This window comes from Thalassobaculum sp. (assembly GCF_040219615.1).
Classification (GTDB): domain Bacteria; phylum Pseudomonadota; class Alphaproteobacteria; order Thalassobaculales; family Thalassobaculaceae; genus Thalassobaculum_A.
The window spans coordinates 41,384-60,188 of the sequence record NZ_JAVJSE010000044.1 but is presented as its reverse complement, the minus strand read 5'-3'; the positions used below and the strand labels follow the sequence as shown (position 1 = coordinate 60,188).

Annotated in this window: 14 protein-coding genes; 11 read left to right on the top strand and 3 right to left on the bottom strand. The window is 70.3% G+C overall.

The features are described 5' to 3' along the window. Positions 1 to 297: 297 nt before the first annotated feature. From RIC31_RS26785 to RIC31_RS26755, 7 genes are all read left to right on the top strand, one after another. Positions 298 to 1,203 (top strand): ABC transporter permease subunit, encoded by a 906-nt coding sequence (locus RIC31_RS26785; RefSeq protein WP_350115739.1) that lies wholly within the window; start codon positions 298 to 300, stop codon positions 1,201 to 1,203. A gap of 1 nt (position 1,204) precedes the next feature. After that, on the top strand, positions 1,205 to 2,752 hold the full coding sequence (gene livM / locus RIC31_RS26780) for a high-affinity branched-chain amino acid ABC transporter permease LivM (RefSeq protein ID WP_350115735.1): 1,548 nt from the start codon (positions 1,205 to 1,207) through the stop codon (positions 2,750 to 2,752). Further along, the gene (locus RIC31_RS26775; protein WP_350115732.1) at positions 2,749 to 3,552 is read left to right on the top strand and encodes an ABC transporter ATP-binding protein; all 804 of its coding nucleotides are present in this window, start codon (positions 2,749 to 2,751) and stop codon (positions 3,550 to 3,552) included. The genes livM and RIC31_RS26775 overlap by 4 nt, the downstream gene beginning before the upstream one ends. Further along, positions 3,552 to 4,265: an ABC transporter ATP-binding protein gene (locus tag RIC31_RS26770; RefSeq protein ID WP_350115729.1), complete on the top strand. Its 714-nt coding sequence runs from the start codon at positions 3,552 to 3,554 to the stop codon at positions 4,263 to 4,265. The genes RIC31_RS26775 and RIC31_RS26770 overlap by 1 nt, the downstream gene beginning before the upstream one ends. Then, a complete protein-coding gene (locus tag RIC31_RS26765; protein ID WP_350115726.1) occupies positions 4,265 to 4,651 on the top strand; it encodes a DUF6867 family protein in 387 nt (128 codons plus the stop codon). Before RIC31_RS26770 ends, RIC31_RS26765 begins: the two co-directional genes overlap by 1 nt. A gap of 130 nt (positions 4,652 to 4,781) precedes the next feature. Beyond that, complete coding sequence (locus tag RIC31_RS26760) at positions 4,782 to 5,900, top strand: branched-chain amino acid ABC transporter substrate-binding protein (RefSeq protein WP_350115723.1); 1,119 nt, start codon at positions 4,782 to 4,784, stop codon at positions 5,898 to 5,900. 121 nt (positions 5,901 to 6,021) lie between these two features. Further along, positions 6,022 to 6,774: an aspartate/glutamate racemase family protein gene (locus tag RIC31_RS26755; protein ID WP_350115720.1), complete on the top strand. Its 753-nt coding sequence runs from the start codon at positions 6,022 to 6,024 to the stop codon at positions 6,772 to 6,774. A gap of 190 nt (positions 6,775 to 6,964) precedes the next feature. Here the strand turns inward: RIC31_RS26755 and RIC31_RS26750 are convergent, their stop codons facing one another. From RIC31_RS26750 to putA, 3 genes are all read right to left on the bottom strand, one after another. After that, on the bottom strand, positions 6,965 to 8,668 hold the full coding sequence (locus RIC31_RS26750; RefSeq protein WP_350115717.1) for a hydantoinase B/oxoprolinase family protein: 1,704 nt from the start codon (positions 8,666 to 8,668) through the stop codon (positions 6,965 to 6,967). Continuing rightward, entirely contained in the window at positions 8,661 to 10,712 is a 2,052-nt protein-coding gene (locus tag RIC31_RS26745; protein WP_350115714.1) for a hydantoinase/oxoprolinase family protein, read from the bottom strand. The genes RIC31_RS26750 and RIC31_RS26745 overlap by 8 nt, the downstream gene beginning before the upstream one ends. A 144-nt stretch (positions 10,713 to 10,856) precedes the next feature. Then, positions 10,857 to 14,561, bottom strand: a complete 3,705-nt coding sequence (gene putA / locus RIC31_RS26740; RefSeq protein WP_350115711.1) for a bifunctional proline dehydrogenase/L-glutamate gamma-semialdehyde dehydrogenase PutA — start codon at positions 14,559 to 14,561, stop codon at positions 10,857 to 10,859. Positions 14,562 to 14,702: 141 nt separating this feature from the next. Between putA and RIC31_RS26735 the strand changes: the two genes are divergently transcribed. The 4 genes from RIC31_RS26735 to curA all read left to right on the top strand — a co-directional run bounded on the left by RIC31_RS26735 (position 14,703) and on the right by curA (position 18,789). Next, complete coding sequence (locus tag RIC31_RS26735) at positions 14,703 to 15,185, top strand: Lrp/AsnC ligand binding domain-containing protein (protein WP_350115708.1); 483 nt, start codon at positions 14,703 to 14,705, stop codon at positions 15,183 to 15,185. Positions 15,186 to 15,187: 2 nt separating this feature from the next. Next, the gene (locus RIC31_RS26730; protein ID WP_350115705.1) at positions 15,188 to 15,928 is read left to right on the top strand and encodes an MBL fold metallo-hydrolase; all 741 of its coding nucleotides are present in this window, start codon (positions 15,188 to 15,190) and stop codon (positions 15,926 to 15,928) included. A 199-nt stretch (positions 15,929 to 16,127) separates the two neighbouring features. Then, entirely contained in the window at positions 16,128 to 17,735 is a 1,608-nt protein-coding gene (locus RIC31_RS26725; protein ID WP_350115702.1) for a GMC family oxidoreductase, read from the top strand. A gap of 19 nt (positions 17,736 to 17,754) precedes the next feature. Beyond that, positions 17,755 to 18,789, top strand: a complete 1,035-nt coding sequence (gene curA / locus RIC31_RS26720; RefSeq protein WP_350115699.1) for an NADPH-dependent curcumin/dihydrocurcumin reductase — start codon at positions 17,755 to 17,757, stop codon at positions 18,787 to 18,789. Positions 18,790 to 18,805: the final 16 nt, after the last annotated feature.

Sequence of the window (18,805 nt, the reverse complement as noted above, 5' to 3'; positions counted from 1 at the left end):
TCGGATCGCGTACGGCGATCGGCGACGAACTTGGGATTTAGGCTAAGCTGAAGCGATTGCTGTCTCCAGCCAAATTTTCCGTCCGGTCCGCAAGCATACGTGTTCAAGGCGGCTTTATCCCGCCGCCGGGCTGGATTACAAGGAGGGGCATGAGCGCGTCACCGCGACAATCGCGGGACGGCCAGACAAGACGCTCGGAACAGGCAGGTTCGGACTGGACGAGAACGTAGTCGAAGACGGCCGCCGGCCGGCGTCGAGTGCGCTCCCGCAGCAACCGCACCGCCGGATCGGGGGGATATGGCGTACCTGCTTCAGCAGCTCATCAACGGGCTGACGCTCGGGTCGATCTACGGATTGATCGCGATCGGCTATACGATGGTCTACGGCATCATCGGGATGATCAATTTCGCGCATGGCGAGATCTACATGATCGGCGCCTTCGTCGCGATCATCGCCTTCACCGCGCTGTCCAACTTCCCGCTGGTGGTGGCCATCCTGCTGGTCCTGCTGTTCTCGATGCTGATCACGGCGGCCTACGGCTGGACGGTCGAGCGGGTGGCCTATCGGCCGCTGCGCGGTTCGTTCCGGCTGGCCCCGCTGATCTCGGCGATCGGCATGTCGATCTTCCTGCAGAACTACGTGCAGCTTCTCCAGGGTGCGCGCAACAAGCCGATCCAGCCGATGATCCAGGGCGGCTTCACGGTGATGCAGGAGGGCGAGTTCACGGTGCAGTTGTCGTACCTTCAGATCATCATCGTGGTGACCACGCTGGTGCTGATGACCGGGTTCACGCAGTTCATCAACACCACCTCGCTCGGTCGCCAGCAGCGGGCCTGCGAGCAGGACAAGACGATGGCGGCGCTGCTCGGCGTGAACGTCGACCGGACGGTGTCGATGACCTTCGTCATGGGCGCGGCGCTGGCTGCGGTGGCCGGCGTGATGGTCACCCTGTACTACGGCGTCGTCGATTTCTTCCTCGGCTTCCTGGCCGGCCTCAAGGCTTTCACGGCGGCGGTGCTCGGCGGCATCGGGTCATTGCCGGGCGCCATGCTGGGCGGCCTGCTGATCGGGCTGATCGAGGCCCTGTGGGCCGGCTACTTCTCCAGCGAATGGAAGGACGTCGCCGCCTTCGCGATCCTCGTCCTGGTGCTGATCTTCCGACCGCAGGGCCTGCTCGGCCGCCCTGAAGTCGAGAAGGTGTGACATGAGCGTCCGTCATTCCGCACCCGCCGGACCGGGGCGCGAGGCCATGCTGAAGGAACTCGGCCTGACCCTGCTGATCGGCCTGGCGCTCTGCGTGCCGCTGGTCAGCTACCAGACCATCGACGACGTCGGCGGGCTGCAGTTGCAGGCCCGCTGGCCCTCCACGGTCTTCATCCTGGTCGCCCTGGTGCTCGGGCGCCTGGGGATCATCCTGCTGCGCACGCCGGGCAAGGAGAGCTGGGTCGCGATCGGCGGTTCGATCGCCGCGGCGATCGGCATGCTGGATCTTTTCCGCGACACGCTCGCAGCACTGCTCGGGATCGCCGAGTGGCCGGCGATCTCGCCGACCTACGCCCTGTCGTTCCTGCTCGGGGTCGGCGGTGCCGTCCTGGCGATCCGTGCCGGGGTGAGACTCGGCCGGCAGCGGTCGTCGGTGACCGCGGCCCAGCGCGACGCCCGCAAGGAGGCGATCGGCGAGCAGGTCCGCAAGCTGGTCAGCGTGTTCGCGGTGGCCGCGGTGCTGTTCGCGCTGACCCTCCCGTTCCTGCCGTTCTCGAACCGCTATGTGATCGACGTAGCCACCCTGATCGTCACCTATGTGATGCTGGGCTGGGGGCTGAATATCATCGTCGGCTATGCCGGCCTGCTCGACCTGGGCTATGTCGCGTTCTACGCGGTCGGGGCCTATTCCTATGCGCTCGCCGCGCAGCATCTCGGGATCAGCTTCTGGCTGGCACTGCCGTTCGCCGGTCTGCTGGCGGCTTCGTTCGGCCTGATCCTCGGCTTTCCCGTGCTGCGCCTGCGCGGCGACTATTTCGCGATCGTGACGCTCGGATTCGGCGAGATCATCCGGATCGTGCTGATCAACTGGTACGGCGTCACCAACGGCCCGGACGGGATCTCCGGCATTCCGCGCCCCGACTTCTTCGGCCTGGCCGCGATGAGCCGGAACGGCTCCGGCGACCTGCCGCCGTTCCACGAGTATTTCGGCCTGGAGTACTCCTCGGAGCACCGGATCATCTTCCTGTACTACCTGATCGTCGCGATGGCGGCGCTGGTGGCGATCTTCACCGTGCGGATCCGCAAGCTGCCGATCGGCCGGGCCTGGGAGGCGCTGCGCGAGGACGACATCGCCTGCGCCTCGCTCGGGATCAACCGCACGACCGTCAAGCTGGCGGCGTTCGCGATCTCGGCGGCGTGGGGCGGATTCGCGGGCGCGTTCTTCGCCACCCGCCAGGGCTTCATCAGCCCCGAGAGCTTCACCTTCATCGAGAGCGCCATCATCCTCGCCATCGTGGTGATGGGCGGCATGGGCTCGCTGGTCGGCATCGCCATCGCCGCGGTCCTGCTGATCGGGCTGCCCGAGGTGTTCCGCGACCTGGCCGAGTACCGCATGGTGGCGTTCGGCGCCGGGCTGGTGATGATCATGATCTGGCGGCCGCGCGGGCTGCTGTCCCATCGCGAGCCGTCGGTGCTGCTGGCCGACCGGATGCCGCCCGGCAGGCTGGCGCCGAAGCCGGCAGCCGCGGCCGGGGAGGGCGCGGAATGAAGCGCCCGCTGCTGACGGTCGAGCACCTGACCATGCGTTTCGGCGGCCTGACGGCGGTCGACGACGTGAGCTTCAGCGCCTGGGACGGCGAGATCACCGCGATCATCGGGCCGAACGGCGCCGGCAAGACCACGGTGTTCAACTGCCTGACCGGCTTCTACCAGCCGACGGTCGGCCGCTTGGCGCTCGACCACCCGACCCGCGGGCGATTCCTGCTGGAGCGGCTGGAGGCCTACCGCATCGGCCGCGACGCCCGGGTCGCCCGGACCTTCCAGAACATCCGCCTGTTCCCGAGGATGACGGTGCTGGAGAACCTGCTGGTCGCCCAGCACACCAACCTGATGCGGGCCAGCTGGTACTCGGTCGCGGGTCTGCTCGGCCTCGCCAACTACCGGCATGCCGAGGAAGCGGCGATCGAGAAGGCCCGCCACTACATGGAACTGGCCAACCTGGTCGAGGTCGCGGACTGGCAGGCCGGAAACCTGCCCTATGGGGCGCAACGCCGGCTGGAGATCATCCGGGCGATGTGCTCGGACCCGGCGCTGCTGTGCCTGGACGAGCCGGCGGCCGGGCTGAACCCGCGGGAGTCGGGCCAGCTCAACGACCTGCTGCTGCTGCTGCGCCAGGAGAAGGGAATCGGCGTGTTGCTGATCGAGCACGACATGAGCGTGGTGATGCGGATCTCCGACCACGTCATCGTGCTCGACTACGGCAAGAAGATCTCCGACGGCACGCCCGAGGAGGTGCAGAACGACCCGCGGGTGATTGCCGCCTATCTCGGCGAGGAGGAGGTCGCGTGATGCTCGAGGTCGCGGGCGTGCACACCTTCTACGGCGCCATCGAGGCGCTGAAGGGCGTCGACCTGCATGTCGACGAGGGCGAGATCGTCGCCCTGATCGGGGCCAACGGCGCCGGCAAGTCGACCCTGCTGATGACGATCTGCGGCGTCACCAAGGCCCGGAGCGGGCAGATCACGTTTTCCGGCAGCGACATCACGGCGGAGCGCACCGACGACATCGTGCGCCGCGGCGTCGCCTGCTCGCCCGAGGGCCGCCGGATCTTCCCGCGCATGACGGTGCTGGAGAACCTCCGCATGGGGGCGCTAACGGCCGAGCCGGGGCGCTACGACGACAATCTGGCGGCGGTCTTCGAGCTGTTCCCGCGGTTGAAGGAGCGCGAGCAGCAGCGCGGCGGCACGCTCTCGGGCGGCGAGCAGCAGATGCTGGCGATCGGGCGCGCGCTGATGAGCGAGCCGTCCCTGCTGCTGCTCGACGAGCCGTCCCTCGGCCTGGCACCGCTGGTGGTGAAGCAGATCTTCGGGGCGATCAAGCGGATCAACGCGCAGCGCCGGATGACCGTTCTGCTGGTCGAGCAGAACGCCCACCACGCGCTGAATCTCGCGCACCGCGGCTATGTTCTGGTGACCGGGCAGATCACCATGACCGGGACCGGCCGGGAACTGCTGGAGAACCCGGAGGTGAAGGCCGCCTATCTAGAGGGAGGTCACGCGTGATGGCCGAGGCAATCCTGTCGAAATCGGTCCCGGTCTTCGTGATCCTCGGTCTGGTGTTCGGGTTCTGCAGCTGGCTCGCCGGACAGGCGGCGGCCCGGGGCTGGCGGTCGATCCGGGTGGCGCTGGGCTACGCCGTGCTGATCGCGCTCGCCGACCGGTTCCTGCTGTTCGCGCTGCGCGATGCGGCGCTGCTCGACCCGGCCGGCCTCGTGATCGCACTGGCGATGTTCCTGTCGGTGTCGGCACTGGCGTTCCGATGGAACCAGGCGGACATGATGGTGTCGCAATATCCATGGCTATATGAACGGACCGGGCCGCTGAGCTGGCGTCCGGTGCCGGGTACGGACTTTGGCGGTGCGTCTGACGCCAGGGCGGCGACCGACTAGCGGGTCCGCGGCGGCGGCTTATGTCCGCCGCCGACCGGGCCGCCAAGCCGGATCAGGCCGGCGGGCGGGTCCCGGGGACCGCGCCCGGACGGCGCCGAAACAAGAAGACGAGGGAAAGAGGAGACTTCGCATGAAGAGGCAATTGGTCACGACCGCCGTTGCGGCGTTGCTGGCCCTCGCGGCCACCGGCGCCCAGGCGGAAATCAAGATCGCCACCGCCGGTCCGATGACCGGCCAGTACGCGTCGTTCGGCGAGCAGATGCAGAAGGGCGCGCAGGCGGCGGTCCGCGACATCAACGCGGCCGGCGGCGTGCTCGGCCAGCAACTCGCGCTGACCATCGGCGACGACCGCTGCGACCCGAAGGAAGCGGTGGCGGTCGCCAACAAGTTCGTGAACGAGGGGATCCAGTTCGTGGCCGGGCACTTCTGCTCGGGCTCGTCGATCCCGGCTTCGGCGGTCTACAACGAGGAAGGCATCCTGATGATGTCGCCGGCCTCGACCAACCCGAAGTTCACCGAGCAGGGCTTCTCCAACGTGTTCCGCACCTGCGGCCGCGACGACCAGCAGGGCGACTATGCCGGCGCCTGGCTCGGCAAGCACTACAAGGGCAAGAAGGTCGCCTTCGCCCACGACAAGCAGGCCTATTCCAAGGGCCTGGCCGACCTGACCCTGGCGGCGTTCGAGAAGGCCGGCGGCAAGGCCGTCCTGTACGAGACCGTCAACCCGGGCGAGCGTGACTACTCGGCCTTCGTGACCAAGCTGAAGGCCGCTAACATCGACGCCCTGTACTACGGCGGCTACCACACCGAGCTCGGCCTGATCGCCCGGCAGATGCGCGAGCAGGGCCTGAACGCCCAGATCCTGTCCGGCGACGCCCTGAACACGCTGGAGTTCTGGTCGATCACCGGCGATGCCGGCGAGGGCCTGCTGTTCACCTTCGCGCCGGACCCGCGCGCCAAGCCGGAAGCCAAGAAGATCGTCGACCGGTTCAAGGCCGAGGGCTACGACCCGGAGGGCTACACCCTCTACACCTACGCCGCGATCCAGATCTGGGCCGAGGCGGTGAAGAAGGCCGGCTCGCTTGACGCCAAGAAGGTCGAGGCGGCGCTGCACAGCGGCGAGTTCTCGTCGGTGATCGGCCCGCTGTCGTTCGACAAGAACGGCGACCGGACGACGGCCGACTACACCTGGTACGAGTGGACCAAGGGCAACTACATGGAAGTCGGCAACGTCGCGCCGAAGTCCTGACACCCGGACGGATGGGATGCGGGGAGGCCCGGCGCAAGCCGGGCCTCTTTCGTTGGGCGGTGCCGGCTTGCTTCGGCCGCCGGGTCGGCTAGCGTGCCGGGAACCGACAGGAGATCGCAGGATGACCGACGGCATGGGCGTGGAGCGCGGCGGCAAGGCGGTGTTCGGGGCCGCCGTCGGCATCCTGATGCTGGAGGCGCGGTTCCCGCGGGTGCCGGGCGACATGGGCAACGCGCTGACCTGGCCGTTCCCGGTGCACTACCGGGTGGTGCGCGGCGCCTCGCCGGACAGGGTTGTGCGCGGCGGCGCGGTCGGGCTGCTTGAGCCATTCGTGGAGGCCGCGAAGGACCTTGTCGCGACCGGGGCCGACGGCATCACCACCAACTGCGGGTTCCTGTCGCTGTTCCAGCGCGAGATCGCCGACGCTGTCGGGGTGCCGGTGGCGACCTCGTCCTTGATGCAGATCCCGATGGTCCAGGCGCTGCTGCCGGCTGGCCGACGGGTCGGGGTGCTGACGGTCTCGAAGGAGACCCTGACGCCGGCGCATCTGGAGGCGGTCGGGGTGCCGCTCGACACCCCGGTGGCCGGCACCGAGGGCGGGCGCGAGTTCACCCGGGCGATCCTCGGCAACGAGCCCGAGCTCGACGTCGGGAAGTCGCTGCTCGACCTGCTGGATGCCGGCCGGGCGCTGCTCGACGGCCATCCGGAGGTCGGGGCGATCGTGCTGGAATGCACCAACATGGTGCCCTACGCGGCCGAGCTGCGCCGCGCGCTGGGCGTGCCGGTGTTCAGCATCCAGTCCTTCGTGACCTGGTTCCAGTCCGGCCTGATGCCGCGCGTCTACGACACCCGGCTGATGGACCCTCGGCCGTAGGCGGGCGTTGCCCGTCGCTCCGTGGGTTCCGGCTCCGTTCCGCCTGCGGCGGTCCGGTCCGGAATGACGTCGGGAAAGGGGCGGCGGTGGGCGTTCGGGTGGTTGCCGCGGCTGCTGCCCTTTTACGACGTCATTCCGGACGGGCGCGCCGCTTCCGGCGCGGGCGAGCCGGAACCCACCCGCCGCGAGGTCATTCGGCGGATTCCGCCGGCCGGTCGAACTGCGGGTAGTGCTCCGCGATGTAGCGGTCGGAAAACTTCTGCGTGCTGCGGTCCTCGGCGATGGCGGCCGGGCTGCGCTGCTCCGGCGGTCCGTAGCCGCCGGCGCCGGGGGTCTCGATGACGGCGATCGTGTCCGGCGAGAGCCTGAGGCCGGTGGCCTTCGGCGGCAGCGGCGTGCGGGTGCCGTCGTCGCGCAGCAGCGCGAACCGCCCATGCTCGCCCGGCTGTCCGCCGAAGATGCCCCAGGGCCGGTTGCGGAAGCGCTCGCCGACGCCGTTGAACTCGCAGACATGGCCGACCGGGCGGATGCTCCGGCGGATCCCCATGCCGCCCCGGAACCTGCCGGCGCCGCCGGAGTCCTCGACCAGGGCGTATTCCTCGACCCGCAGCGGATATTCCTGCTCGATCGCCTCGACCGGCAGGTTCGAGGTGTTGGTGATGTGCACCTGCACCCCGTCCTTGCCGTCCTTCGTGGCGCGCCCGCCCATGCCGCCGCCCAGGGTCTCCAGATAGACGTAGGGCCCGCCGGTCCTGGGGTCGATGCCGGCGAACACGGCACTGGTGTTGGCGCCGTTGGCCGCCCCGATCGTCCGGTCCGGCAGCGCCTCGGCGAGGGCGCCCAGCACGATGTCGACGACGCGCTGGCAGGTGTTGGCGCGCAGCGCCACCGCACCCGGCGAGACGCAGTTGACGAAGGATCCCGAGGGGGCGTGGATGTCGATCGCGTCGAAGATGCCCTGGTTGTTCGGAACCTCCGGGTCCAGCAGCGCCTTCAGCGAGTAGCACACCGCCGACTGGGTGGCGTTGAAGGTCAGGTTGATGTTGCCGGGCACCTGGGGGTCGGTGCCCTCGAAGTCGAACGCGATCCGGTCGCCCTGCTTGACGATGGTCAGGTTTATCCGGATGTCGCGGACGCCGGTGCCATCGTCGTCCATGACGTCGCTGAAGCCGTAGCGGCCGTCCGGCAGCCCGGAGATCGCCTTGCGCATGCGCTGGTTGGTGCGCACGACGATCTCGTCGAAGACCCGGAGCAGGGTGTCGGTTCCGATGCGCTCGACGATCTCCTCGACGCGCCGGCGTCCCAGCCGGGCGGCGGCGATCTGCGCGTTCAGGTCGCCCTTGCGCTCGTCGGACAGCCGCATGTTCAGCAGCAGAATCCGCATGATGTCGTCCTGCAGCTCGCCGCCGGCGTAGAGCCGCACGATCGGGATGCGCAGCCCCTCCTTGTAGATCTCGTCGAGGCCGCCGGACATCGACCCGGCCGAGGCACCGCCGACGTCGGCGTGGTGGACGATGTTGGCGACGAAGGCGATCAGCCGGTCGCCGTCGAACACCGGGGTGGCGAGGTTGATGTCGGGAAGGTGGGTGCCGCCGGCGACATGCGGGTCGTTGCCGATGAAGATGTCGCCCGGGGCGATGCTGTCGCCGTATTGCGCGAGGATGTGCTTCATCAGCCCGGCCATCGAGGCGAGATGGATGGGGAGCGCCTGTTCGGCCTGGACGATCAGCCGCCCCTCGGCGTCGGCGATCGCGGTGGAGTGGTCGTGGCGCTCCTTGATATTGGTCGAGAAGGCGCTGCGCATCAGGGTCAGGAAGCACTCGTCGGCGACCGACTTCAGGCCGTTCCACCTGATCTCGAGTTCGATGGGGTCGAGCGTGCGGTCGTCAGCCATGGTCCGACTCCAGGAGCAGGTTGAGGGCGTCGTCCACCGTGACCCGCGTCCCCGGCGGCACGACGGTGGTGGCGTCGAGCTGGGTGACGATGGCGGGCCCGGCCAGGGTCGTGCCGGCGGCGAGCGCGGACCGCTCGTAGACGGCGGTCCTGACCGGGGCCTCGGCGTCGAACCAGACGTCGTGGTGGGAGGCCGGGCCGGGACGTCCGCCGCCGACGGCGGGCGCGCCGTCGGCCCGGGTCAGGTCGGCGACCGCCTTCAGGCGCACGTTCATGATCTCGATGCGGGCGTCCCGGTCGACATGGCCGTAGCTGCGCAGGTGCTCCTCGAAGAAGCGCTCCTTCAGGTCCTCGATTTCCGGCAGGACCGGCGCGCCCGCGGCCTCGCCGATGGTGACCGGCAGCTCGTAGTTCTGGCCGATGTACCGCATGTCGAGGGTGACGATCTTGCGCGGATTGCCGGCGTCCGCCGCCTCGTCCGCGATCCAGCGGTCGGCCAGCCGCGAGATCTCCGCCAGCGCGTCGCGGATCTCTCCCAGCGGGCCGTCCAGGGCGGCCCGGCGGGTGATCACGAAATCTTCCTGGAGTTCCGCCTCGATCAGCCCCTCGGCACACAGGATCCCCGGTGCGGTCGGCACGATGATCCGTCGGATGCCGAGGGAGGCGGCGACCTCGACGGCGTGCAGGCCGCCGGCGCCGCCGAAGGGCATCAGCGTGAAGTCGCGGGGATCGTGTCCCTTCTCGGTGGAGACGGCGCGGATCGCCCGGGTCATGTTGGAATTGACGATCCCGACGATCCCGAGGGCCGCCCGGATCGTGGAGATCCCCAGGCGCTCGGCGATCCGCGCGACGGCGGCCTCGGCCCGGCCGCGGTCGAGGGTCAGCCCGCCGCCGGCGAGCGAGGTCGGCAGGCGGCCGAGCACGACGTTGGCGTCCGACACGGTGGCCTCCGTGCCGCCTTGGCCGTAGCAGGCGGGCCCCGGCACCGCGCCGGCGCTCTCCGGGCCGACCTTCATCAGCCCGTCCGGCGCGATCCGGGCGATCGAGCCGCCGCCGGCGCCGACCGTGTGGATGTCCACCATCGGCAGCCGGATCCGGAAGCCGGCGATCTCGCGGACGTTGACCCGCGCCGTCCGGCCGTTGCGGATCAGGCAGACGTCGGTGCTGGTGCCGCCCATGTCGAGGGTGACGATGTCGCCGATGCCGGACTTCGCCCCGGCTGCGGCGGCGCCGACCGCGCCGGCGGCGGGTCCGGAGAGGGCGGTGCGGACCGGGAAGCCGGCCGCGCGCTCGACGCTCATCAGGCCGCCGCTCGACTGGAAGATGCCGAGCTTCGCCCGTGGCGCGATCCGCCCGATGGCGGCGCGCAGCCGGTCCATGTAGCGGCTCACTTCGGGCTGCAGGAAGGCGTTGATCAGCGTGGTCGAGAACCGCTCGTATTCGCGGAACTCCGGCTGCACGGCGCTGGAGGCGGATACGAACAGGTCGGGCAGCGCCTCGCGGATGCGGGCCGCGATCCGCGCCTCGTGCTCCGGATTGACGAACGAGAACAGCAGGCAGACCGCGAGGCTGCGGATCGCGCCGGTCGCCTTCAGGTCGTCGATCAGGCTCTCGATGTCCGAGTCGGCGAGCGGTTCGACGACCTCGCCGCTCGGGCCGATGCGCTCGCGGATCTCGAAGCGATGCTCGCGCCTGACCAGCGGCGGCGGGGCGTCGGCCTGGAGGTCGTAGATCAGCGGGCGGACCTGCCGGCCGATCTCGACCAGGTCGCGGAAGCCCCTGGTCGTCACCAGGCCGACCTCGGGGCCCTTGCGCTGGAGGAGCGCATTGGTGGCGACCGTTGTGCCGTGCGCCAGGCGCTCGATCCGGTCGCCCTCGATGCCGGCGATGGCCTGCAGCTCGACCAGGCCGTCGAGGATGGCGCGCGACGGATCGTCGGGTGTCGACGGGCGCTTGTGGACGAATCTCTCACCGCTCTCGGCGTTGCGCGCGGCGAAATCCGTGAAGGTTCCGCCGACGTCCACGCCGATGATCCAGCCGCTCATGTCGTCTCCGTCCGCACCGGTTCGCTGTCCTGCCGGCTCATGCTCGGGAACCGGGGGACGAGTGGATCATGCCGTGTCCGCCGCCGGGTGGGTAGCCGCCCGCCCGCAGGGGTGCCGTGACCGTTCGCCGTCACTCCGGTTTCGTCACTCCGCCGCCGCCACCAGCAGTTGGGCGTTGCCGCCGGCCGCGGTGGTGTCGATGCACAAGGCCCGCTCGACCAGGCAGCGATGCGGTTCCAGATGTCCGACTACCAGCGACACCAGGGCGCCGTCGCGGGCCGCCAGCGCCCTGCGGACCTCGGCCAGGGCGGCTGGCGGTCCCTCGGCGAGCACCGCGTCGACGGGGCGGCAGCCGCGCAGGAGGTCGGCCGGAACACGGCCGTCCAGTTCCGCGACCGGGACTCCGGCGGCGCGCAGGGACGACACCGCCGCCACCGCGCCCGGTGCGGCGACCACCGCGCCGTTGCCGAGCGCCAGCGCCAGCATCGCCTGGCCGAGCGCCGCGTCGGGCCGGTCGTCGCCGAGATCGCCGAGGCACAGCAGGGTGCCGCGCGGATGCAGCGACAGCCGGTTGCTCTCGCCGGTCGGCCCCGGCAGGTCGACCGGCGCCATGTCGATCGCCTCGGCGGTCGCCAGCGACGCCTCGGCGACCGCGGCCGCCCAGCCGTCGAGCCCCTGCGCCACCCGGCGCAGCACCCGCATGCGGTCGCCCCGGGTCGCCCAGTCGCCGGCGACCGCCACCGCCAGCGCCCGGTCCAGGGCCGCCGGGTCGACCGCCGGCGCCGGCTTCGACGCGGTGCCGGTCGCCGCACCATCCAGCGGCCGGCGGAACCGGTCCAGGTAATGCGGGCCGCCGGCCTTCGGGCCGGTTCCCGACAGGCCCTCGCCGCCGAAGGGCTGCGAGCCGACGACCGCGCCGATCTGGTTGCGGTTGACGTACAGGTTGCCGACCCGGGCGGCGTCGACCACCTGCTGGACCCGGCTGTCGACCCGGGTGTGCAGCCCGAGGGTCAGGCCGTAGCCGGTGGCATTGATCGCCTCAAGCACCCGTTCCAGGTCGGTCGCCTCGTAGGTCGCCACGTGCAGGACCGGCCCGAAGATCTCGCGCTCCAGGGCGGCGATGCCGTCGATTTTCAGGACGGTCGGGGCCACGAAGCTGCCCTGCGCCGTCTCCTTGCCCAGCCCGACCCGCCGCAGCAGCCGGCCGTCGGCCTCCAGGGCGGTGCAGTGCGCATCGATGTCGCGCCGGGCCTCGGCGTCGATCACCGGCCCCACGTCGGTCGCGAGGTCCCACGGGTCGCCGACCCGCAGCGCGTCCATGGCGCCGTACAGCATCTCCAGGATCCGGCCCTCGACGTCCTTCTGGACATACAGCACCCGCAGCGCCGAGCAGCGCTGGCCGGCGCTCTGGAAGGCCGAGGCGACGATGTCGCGCACCGCCTGCTCCGGCAGCGCGGTGGAGTCGACGATCATGGCGTTCAGCCCGCCGGTCTCGGCGATAAGCGGGGCGTCGGCCCCGGCACCGGCGGCCAGGGCGCGGTGGATGTGCCGGGCGGTGTCGGTCGAGCCGGTGAAGCACACCCCGCCGATCCGCGGGTCGCCGGTCAGCGCCGCGCCGACGGTCTCTCCCGGACCGGGCACCAGCTGGATCACCGCCTCCGGCACCCCGGCCTCGCGCATCAGCTCGACGGCGCGGGCGGCGATCAGCACCGACTGCTCGGCGGGCTTGGCCACCACGGCGTTGCCGGTCACCAGGGCGGCGGCGATCTGGCCGGTGAAGATCGCCAGCGGGAAGTTCCACGGCGACACGCAGGCGAACACCCCGCAGGGCGGTCGGGCGCCGTCGCCGGCGCGGCGGGCCTCGGCGGCGTAGTAGCGGCAGAAGTCGACGGCCTCTCGGACCTCCGCGACGCCGTCGGGCAGGGTCTTGCCGGCCTCGCGGCAGGCCAGGGCGAACAGCTCCGGCGCGTGCTCCTCGTACAGGTCGGCGACCCGCTCCAGGCAGGCGGCGCGCTCGCCGGCGGGCCGGGCGGCCCAGGCCGGCTGCACCGCGGCGGCAGCGCCGATCGCCGCGGCGGCATGGGCGGCGGTGCCGTCGGCGACGGTCCCGACCGGCTCGCCGGTCGCCGGGTTGCGGACCGGATGTGCGGTCGTCTCGGCGTCGACCGCCACGGCGATCATCGGGGCGGCGCTCCACTGCCGGGTCCGGAACGGCTCGCGCGCCGCGTCCAGCTCGGCGACCGTCACCGGGTCGGTCAGGTCCCAGCCCCTGGCCCCCCGGCGGTCCGCGCCGTAGATCGCGGCCGGCCGGGGTATCCGGTCGTTGACGACCTTGTCGCCCAGGCCCTCGACCGTGGCGAGCGGGTCGCGGGCGATTTCCTCCGGCGTCACCCGCTCGTCGACGATCTGGTTAACGAAGGACGAGTTGGCGCCGTTCTCCAGCAGGCGGCGCACCAGATAGGCCAGCAGGTCGCGGTGGGCGCCGACCGGGGCGTAGATCCGGCAGCGCACGCCTGACTCCTTGCGCACCGCCTCGTGCAGCGACTCGCCCATGCCGTGGAGGCGCTGGAACTCGTAGCCCTCGACCCCGCCGGCCATGCGCAGCACGGCGGCCACGGTGTGGGCGTTGTGGGTGGCGAACTGCGGATAGATCCGGTCGGTCATGCCCAGCAGCAGTCGCGCGCAGGCGATGTAGGAGAGGTCGGTGGAGACCTTGCGGGTGAACACCGGGAAGCCGTCCAGCCCCATGACCTGGGCGCGCTTGATCTCGCTGTCCCAGTAGGCGCCCTTGACCAGCCGCACCATGATGCGGCGGTCGAGCCGGGTCGCCAGCGCATGCAGCCACTCGAGGACGTGGCGGGCGCGCTTGCCGTAGGCCTGCACCACGACGCCGAAGCCGTCCCAGCCGGCCAGCGCCCGGTCCGACAGCACCGCCTCGATGACGTCGAGCGAGATGTCGAGGCGGTCGGCCTCCTCGGCGTCGATGTTGAAGCCCATGCCGGCGCTCTTGGCGATCAGCGCCAGCGACCGGGTGCGGGCCGCGATGTCGTCCAGCACGTGCGGCTTCTGGCCGTATTCGTAGCGCGGGTGCAGGGCCGACAGCTTGACCGAGATGCCGGGATTGGCGCGGATGTCGTCGTGGTCGCAGTGCGCGGCGATCGCCGAGATCGCCTGGCTGTAGGCGATGTGATATCGCCGGGCGTCGGCCTCGGTGCGGGCGGCCTCGCCCAGCATGTCGTAGGAGTAGGTGTAGCCCTTGGCCTCCATGCCCTTGGCGCGCTCGGCGGCCTCGTCGATGGTGCGGCCCAGCACGAACTGCCGGCCGAGCTCCTGCATGGCGCGCCGCACGGCGGTGCGGATTACCGGCTCGCCCAGCCGCTTGACCATGCCGTGCAGGGCGCCGGCCAGGTCGTCCTCGTCGCGCTCGCCGACCACCCTGCCGGTCAGCATCAGGGCCCAGGTCGAGGCGTTCACCAGCGGCGAGCTGGAATGCCCGAGATGCCGGCTCCAGTCGGCCGGCGCCACCTTGTCCTCGATCAGCTCGTCCATGGTCCAGCGGTCGGGGACCCGCAGCAGCGCCTCGGCCAAGCACATCAGCGCCACGCCCTCCTTGGTCGTCAGGCCGTACTCCGCCAGGAAGCTCTCCATCATCCCGGGCCGGGTGTTGCCGCGGACCGCCCGGACCAGCCGCGCCGCGTCCCTGGCGATCGCCGCCCGGTCGTCGGCGCCGAGCCCGGCGAGCGCGATCAGCGCGTCGAGCGTCGCCTTCTCGTCCGCGAGGGTTTGCCCGGCGATGACCGGCCGGAGGCCGGCGGGGCTGACGGGGGGGCTGACGGGGCCGTCGCGCATGGCGCACCTCGTGATCGCGTGGCGAGAGGACGGTATCCTAGCGCAACTCGCCGCGGGCGGACCGTTCGTTCCGCCCGGCTCGCCGGTCATTCGTCCCGAATTTTTGCCAACATCAGGGCGAAGTGATACGAGATTCGGGCCATGACGGACGAATTGGACAAGATCGACCGCAGGATCCTGGCGGAACTGCAGAAGGAGGGCCGTGTCACCATGACCGCGCTGGCGCAGCGCGTCGGGCTGTCGAAGAGCCCGTGCCAGCAGCGGGTGCGGCGGCTGGAGGAGCGGGGCTACATCCTCGGCTACGCCGCGCTGGTCGACCTGGCGCGGCTCGATGCCGGCCACATCGCCTTCGTGCAGGTCACGCTGAGCGACACCACCACGCCGGCGCTCGACGCCTTCAACCGGGCGGTCCGCAAGCTGCCGGAGGTCGAGCAGTGCCACATGATCGCCGGCGGCTTCGACTACCTGCTGAAGGTCCGCACCGCCGACATCCGGGCCTACCGGCGCAGCCTGGGCGAGAGCCTGTCGAGCCTGCCGCATGTCTCGCATACCAGCACCTACGTGGTGATGGAGAGCGTGAAGGACCGCGACGTCGCCGAGGACCGGCGAGGGGAGGGAAACTGACGATGAAGGTTCGGTTCCTGGGCAGCGGCGACGCCTTCGGCAGCGGCGGCCGGCTGAACACCTGCTTCCATGTCACGGCCGACGGCCGCAGCTTCCTGATCGACTGCGGGGCGACCGCGCTGCCGGCCATGAAGACGGCCGGGATCGACCGCAACGCCATCGACACCATCCTGGTCACCCACTTCCACGGTGATCATTTCGGCGGCGTGCCGTTCTTCGTCCTGGACGCCCAGTTCTTCGCGAAGCGCAGCGCCCCGCTGACCATCGCCGGCCCCGAGGGGCTGCGGGACTGGTACGTCCGGGCGCTCGAAACCGCATTCCCAGGTTCGTCCGCGACCCGCCAGAGATTCGAGCTGTCGCTGGTCGAACTGGAGGCCGGCACGCGATGGGAACATGCCGGCATGGCGGTCACCCCGCAGCGCGTCGTGCACGGCCCGCCGGGCGGCCCGTTCTTCGCGTTCCGGATCGAGGTCGGCGGCCGGGTGCTCGCCTATACTGGCGACACCGAATGGACCGAGGCGCTGGTCGACGCCGGGCGCGACGCCGACCTGCTGATCGCCGAGGCGTATTTCCGCGACAAGGCGGTGCCGTACCACCTCGACCTCGCCAGCCTGGAGCGCAACCTCGACCGGATCCGGCCGAAGCGGCTGATCCTGACCCATATGAGCGACGACATGCTGCGCTGGACCGGCGAGGTGGCCTACGAGACCGCACATGACGGCCTGGAGGTCGAGGTCGCCTGACGTCGATTGTCCGGTTACGGGGATAAGCTTGTGCATAGTGTGAATAAGTTACGCTAACTATCATAAATTATTGACGTTAACTGTCGTTCTCAGGGAGAACCGCAGACATCCCCGCGAACCCCGGAGACCGCGGCGCCGGTCCCGTGCACAATCGCCTCCAACCGGCGGTGGAAGCCGGGCCGATCGAGGGAGGCGCGACGTGGATCAGGACGGCAGCTACGACATCATCGTGGTCGGCGCGGGCTCGGCGGGATCGGCCCTGGCGGCGAGGCTGAGCGAGGATCCGAAGCTCAGGGTGCTGCTGCTGGAGGCCGGGGCCGCCAGCCACCCGATCTCGTCGGTGCCGATGAGCTTCGCCTTCCTGATGAACCACCCGACCGCCAACTGGAACTACCGCTCGACCCCGGAGGAGGGAACCGCCAACCGGGTGATCCCGGTGCCGCGCGGCCGGCTGGTCGGCGGCTCGTCCTCGATCAACGGCCTGGTCTACGTCCGCGGCCAGCCGATCGACTACGACAGCTGGGCGCAGTTCGGAAACCGCGGCTGGAGTTACGAGAGCGTGCTGCCGGTGTTCCGGCGCATGGAGAACTACGAGCACGGCGCCGACGGCTGGCGCAGCCAGGGCGGCCCGTTGCATGTCTGCGAGGCCTACGACCGCAGCCCGATCTACGACGCCCTGCAGGAAGCCGGCGACACTCTCGGGATCCCGCGCAACAGGGACTACAACGGCGCCGACCAGGAAGGCATCGTGCGCACCCAGACCACCATCCGCGACGGTCGCCGGATGAGCGCCGCCGTCGCCTACCTGAAGCCGGCGCGCAGCCGCCCGAACCTGCGGATCGTCTCCGACGCCCACGCCACCCGGCTGCTGCTGGAGGGCACGCGCTGCGTCGGCGTCGCCTATCGCCAGGGCGGCCGCGAGGTCGAGGCCCGGGCCGGCCGCGAGGTGGTGGTGTCGGCCGGCGCGGTCGCCACCCCGCAGCTGCTGGAGCTGTCCGGGATCGGGCGCCCGGAGGTCCTGGGGCAGCACGGCATCGCGGTGCGCCACGCGATGAGCGGGGTCGGCGAGCACCTGCGCGACCACATCAACGCCCGCATCATCTGGCGCCTGAAGGTCAGGGGGCTGTCCTACAACGACCGGATCGCCGGGCTCGGCAAGATCTGGGAGGGGCTGAAATACATCGTCGGCCGGCGCGGATTCCTGGCGATCCCGTCGGCCCCGCTGGTCGGCTTCCTGAAGACCCGGCCCGACCTGGACTGCCCGGACATCCAGATGCACGTGCTGCCCTACGTCATCAAGGACCCGACCCGGCGCACCCTGCAGGACTGGCCGGGGCTGACCCTGACCTGCTACCAGCTGCGGCCGGAGAGCCTGGGCTCGATCCACATCAGGTCGGCCGACCCCGAGGTCCACCCGGACATCCGGTTCAACTTCCTGTCCGACCCGCTGGACCGGCGGACCATGGTCGACGGCCTGAAGCTGATCCGCCGGCTGGCCAATGCCGGGCCGCTCGACCCGTATCTCGACGAGGAAGTCGACCCCGGCCCCGGCGCCGCCAGCGACGACGCCCTGCTGGACAGCGTCCGCAGGACAGCCAACACGGCGTTCCACCCGATCGGCACCTGCCGGATGGCGCCGGGGCCGAACGGCGTGGTCGACGACCGGTTGCGGGTGCACGGCCTGCAGGGCCTGCGGATCGCCGACGCCTCGATCATGCCGACCATGGTGTCCGGCAACACCAACGCCGCGTCGATCATGATCGGCGAGAAGGCGTCCGAGCTGATCCGCGAGGATCTGAAAGCGTGAGAGAGAAGAGGACGATCCGATGAAGAGCCTGCAAGTCCGTTTCGCCAAGCGCCCGACCGGGGAGCCGACGGCCGAGACCTTCGACATCGGCGAGGTCGAGCTGCCGGCGCTCGCCGACGGCCAGATCCTGGTCCGGATCATCTGGCTGACCCTCGACCCCTACATGCGCGGCCGCATGGACGACAAGCGTTCCTACGCCCAGCCTCAGGGTATCGGGGAGGTCATGCAGGGCGGCACCGTCGGCCAGGTGGTGGAAACCCGGAACCCGAAATTCGCCGAGGGCGACTTCGTGCTCGGCATGTTCGGCTGGCAGAGCCACGTGGTGTCCGACGGCACCGGGGTGCGCAGGCTCGATCCCGCCGTGGCGCCGCTGTCGACCTGGGTCGGCGTCATGGGCATGCCGGGGCTGACCGCCTATGTCGGGCTGCTCGACGTCGGCGAGATGAAGGCCGGCGACACGGTGGTGGTCTCGGCCGCCTCCGGCGCGGTCGGTTCGGTGGTCGGCCAGCTGGCCCGGATCAAGGGAGCGAAGCGGGTCGTCGGCGTCGCCGGGGCCGAGGAGAAGTGCCGCTTCGTGGTCGACGAGCTGGGCTTCGACGCCTGCGTCAGCCACCGCTCGCCGAGCCTGCGCGACGACCTCAAGAAGGCCTGCCCGGACGGCGTCGACATCTATTTCGAGAATGTCGGCGGCGCGACCCTGGAGGCCGCGCTGTCGCTGATGAACCCGTTCGGCCGGATTCCGGTCTGCGGCATGATCTCGATGTACAACACTGGGCCGTCGACCGAGGGGCCGGACCGGCTGCCGGGGCTGATGCGGCGGATCCTGACCGATCGCCTGAAGATCCAGGGCTTCATCGTCTCGGACCGCGCCGCCCAGCACCAGAAGGCGTTCATTGAGGAGGTCGGCGCCTATATCCGCGACGGCCGCATCAAGTACCGGGAAACCGTCACCGAGGGCCTGGAGAACGCGCCGCGCGCCTTCATCGGCCTGCTGCGCGGCGAGAATTTCGGCAAGCAGCTCGTGAAGGTCTCGGAGGATCCGACGCGGGGCTGAGAGCGCCGCGGCTCCG

Bases quoted from the DNA above. Each gene is read 5' to 3' on its own strand.
- RIC31_RS26785 (WP_350115739.1), top strand. From the start codon at position 298: ATGGCGTACCTGCTTCAGCAGCTCATCAACGGGCTGACGCTCGGGTCG.
- RIC31_RS26770 (WP_350115729.1), top strand. From the start codon at position 3,552: ATGCTCGAGGTCGCGGGCGTGCACACCTTCTACGGCGCCATCGAGGCG.
- RIC31_RS26735 (WP_350115708.1), top strand. From the start codon at position 14,703: ATGACGGACGAATTGGACAAGATCGACCGCAGGATCCTGGCGGAACTG.
- curA (WP_350115699.1), top strand. From the start codon at position 17,755: ATGAAGAGCCTGCAAGTCCGTTTCGCCAAGCGCCCGACCGGGGAGCCG.
- livM (WP_350115735.1), top strand. From the start codon at position 1,205: ATGAGCGTCCGTCATTCCGCACCCGCCGGACCGGGGCGCGAGGCCATG.
- putA (WP_350115711.1), bottom strand. From the start codon at position 14,561: ATGCGCGACGGCCCCGTCAGCCCCCCCGTCAGCCCCGCCGGCCTCCGG.
- RIC31_RS26730 (WP_350115705.1), top strand. From the start codon at position 15,188: ATGAAGGTTCGGTTCCTGGGCAGCGGCGACGCCTTCGGCAGCGGCGGC.
- RIC31_RS26760 (WP_350115723.1), top strand. From the start codon at position 4,782: ATGAAGAGGCAATTGGTCACGACCGCCGTTGCGGCGTTGCTGGCCCTC.
- RIC31_RS26755 (WP_350115720.1), top strand. From the start codon at position 6,022: ATGACCGACGGCATGGGCGTGGAGCGCGGCGGCAAGGCGGTGTTCGGG.
- RIC31_RS26775 (WP_350115732.1), top strand. From the start codon at position 2,749: ATGAAGCGCCCGCTGCTGACGGTCGAGCACCTGACCATGCGTTTCGGC.
- RIC31_RS26750 (WP_350115717.1), bottom strand. From the start codon at position 8,668: ATGGCTGACGACCGCACGCTCGACCCCATCGAACTCGAGATCAGGTGG.
- RIC31_RS26765 (WP_350115726.1), top strand. From the start codon at position 4,265: ATGGCCGAGGCAATCCTGTCGAAATCGGTCCCGGTCTTCGTGATCCTC.
- RIC31_RS26745 (WP_350115714.1), bottom strand. From the start codon at position 10,712: ATGAGCGGCTGGATCATCGGCGTGGACGTCGGCGGAACCTTCACGGAT.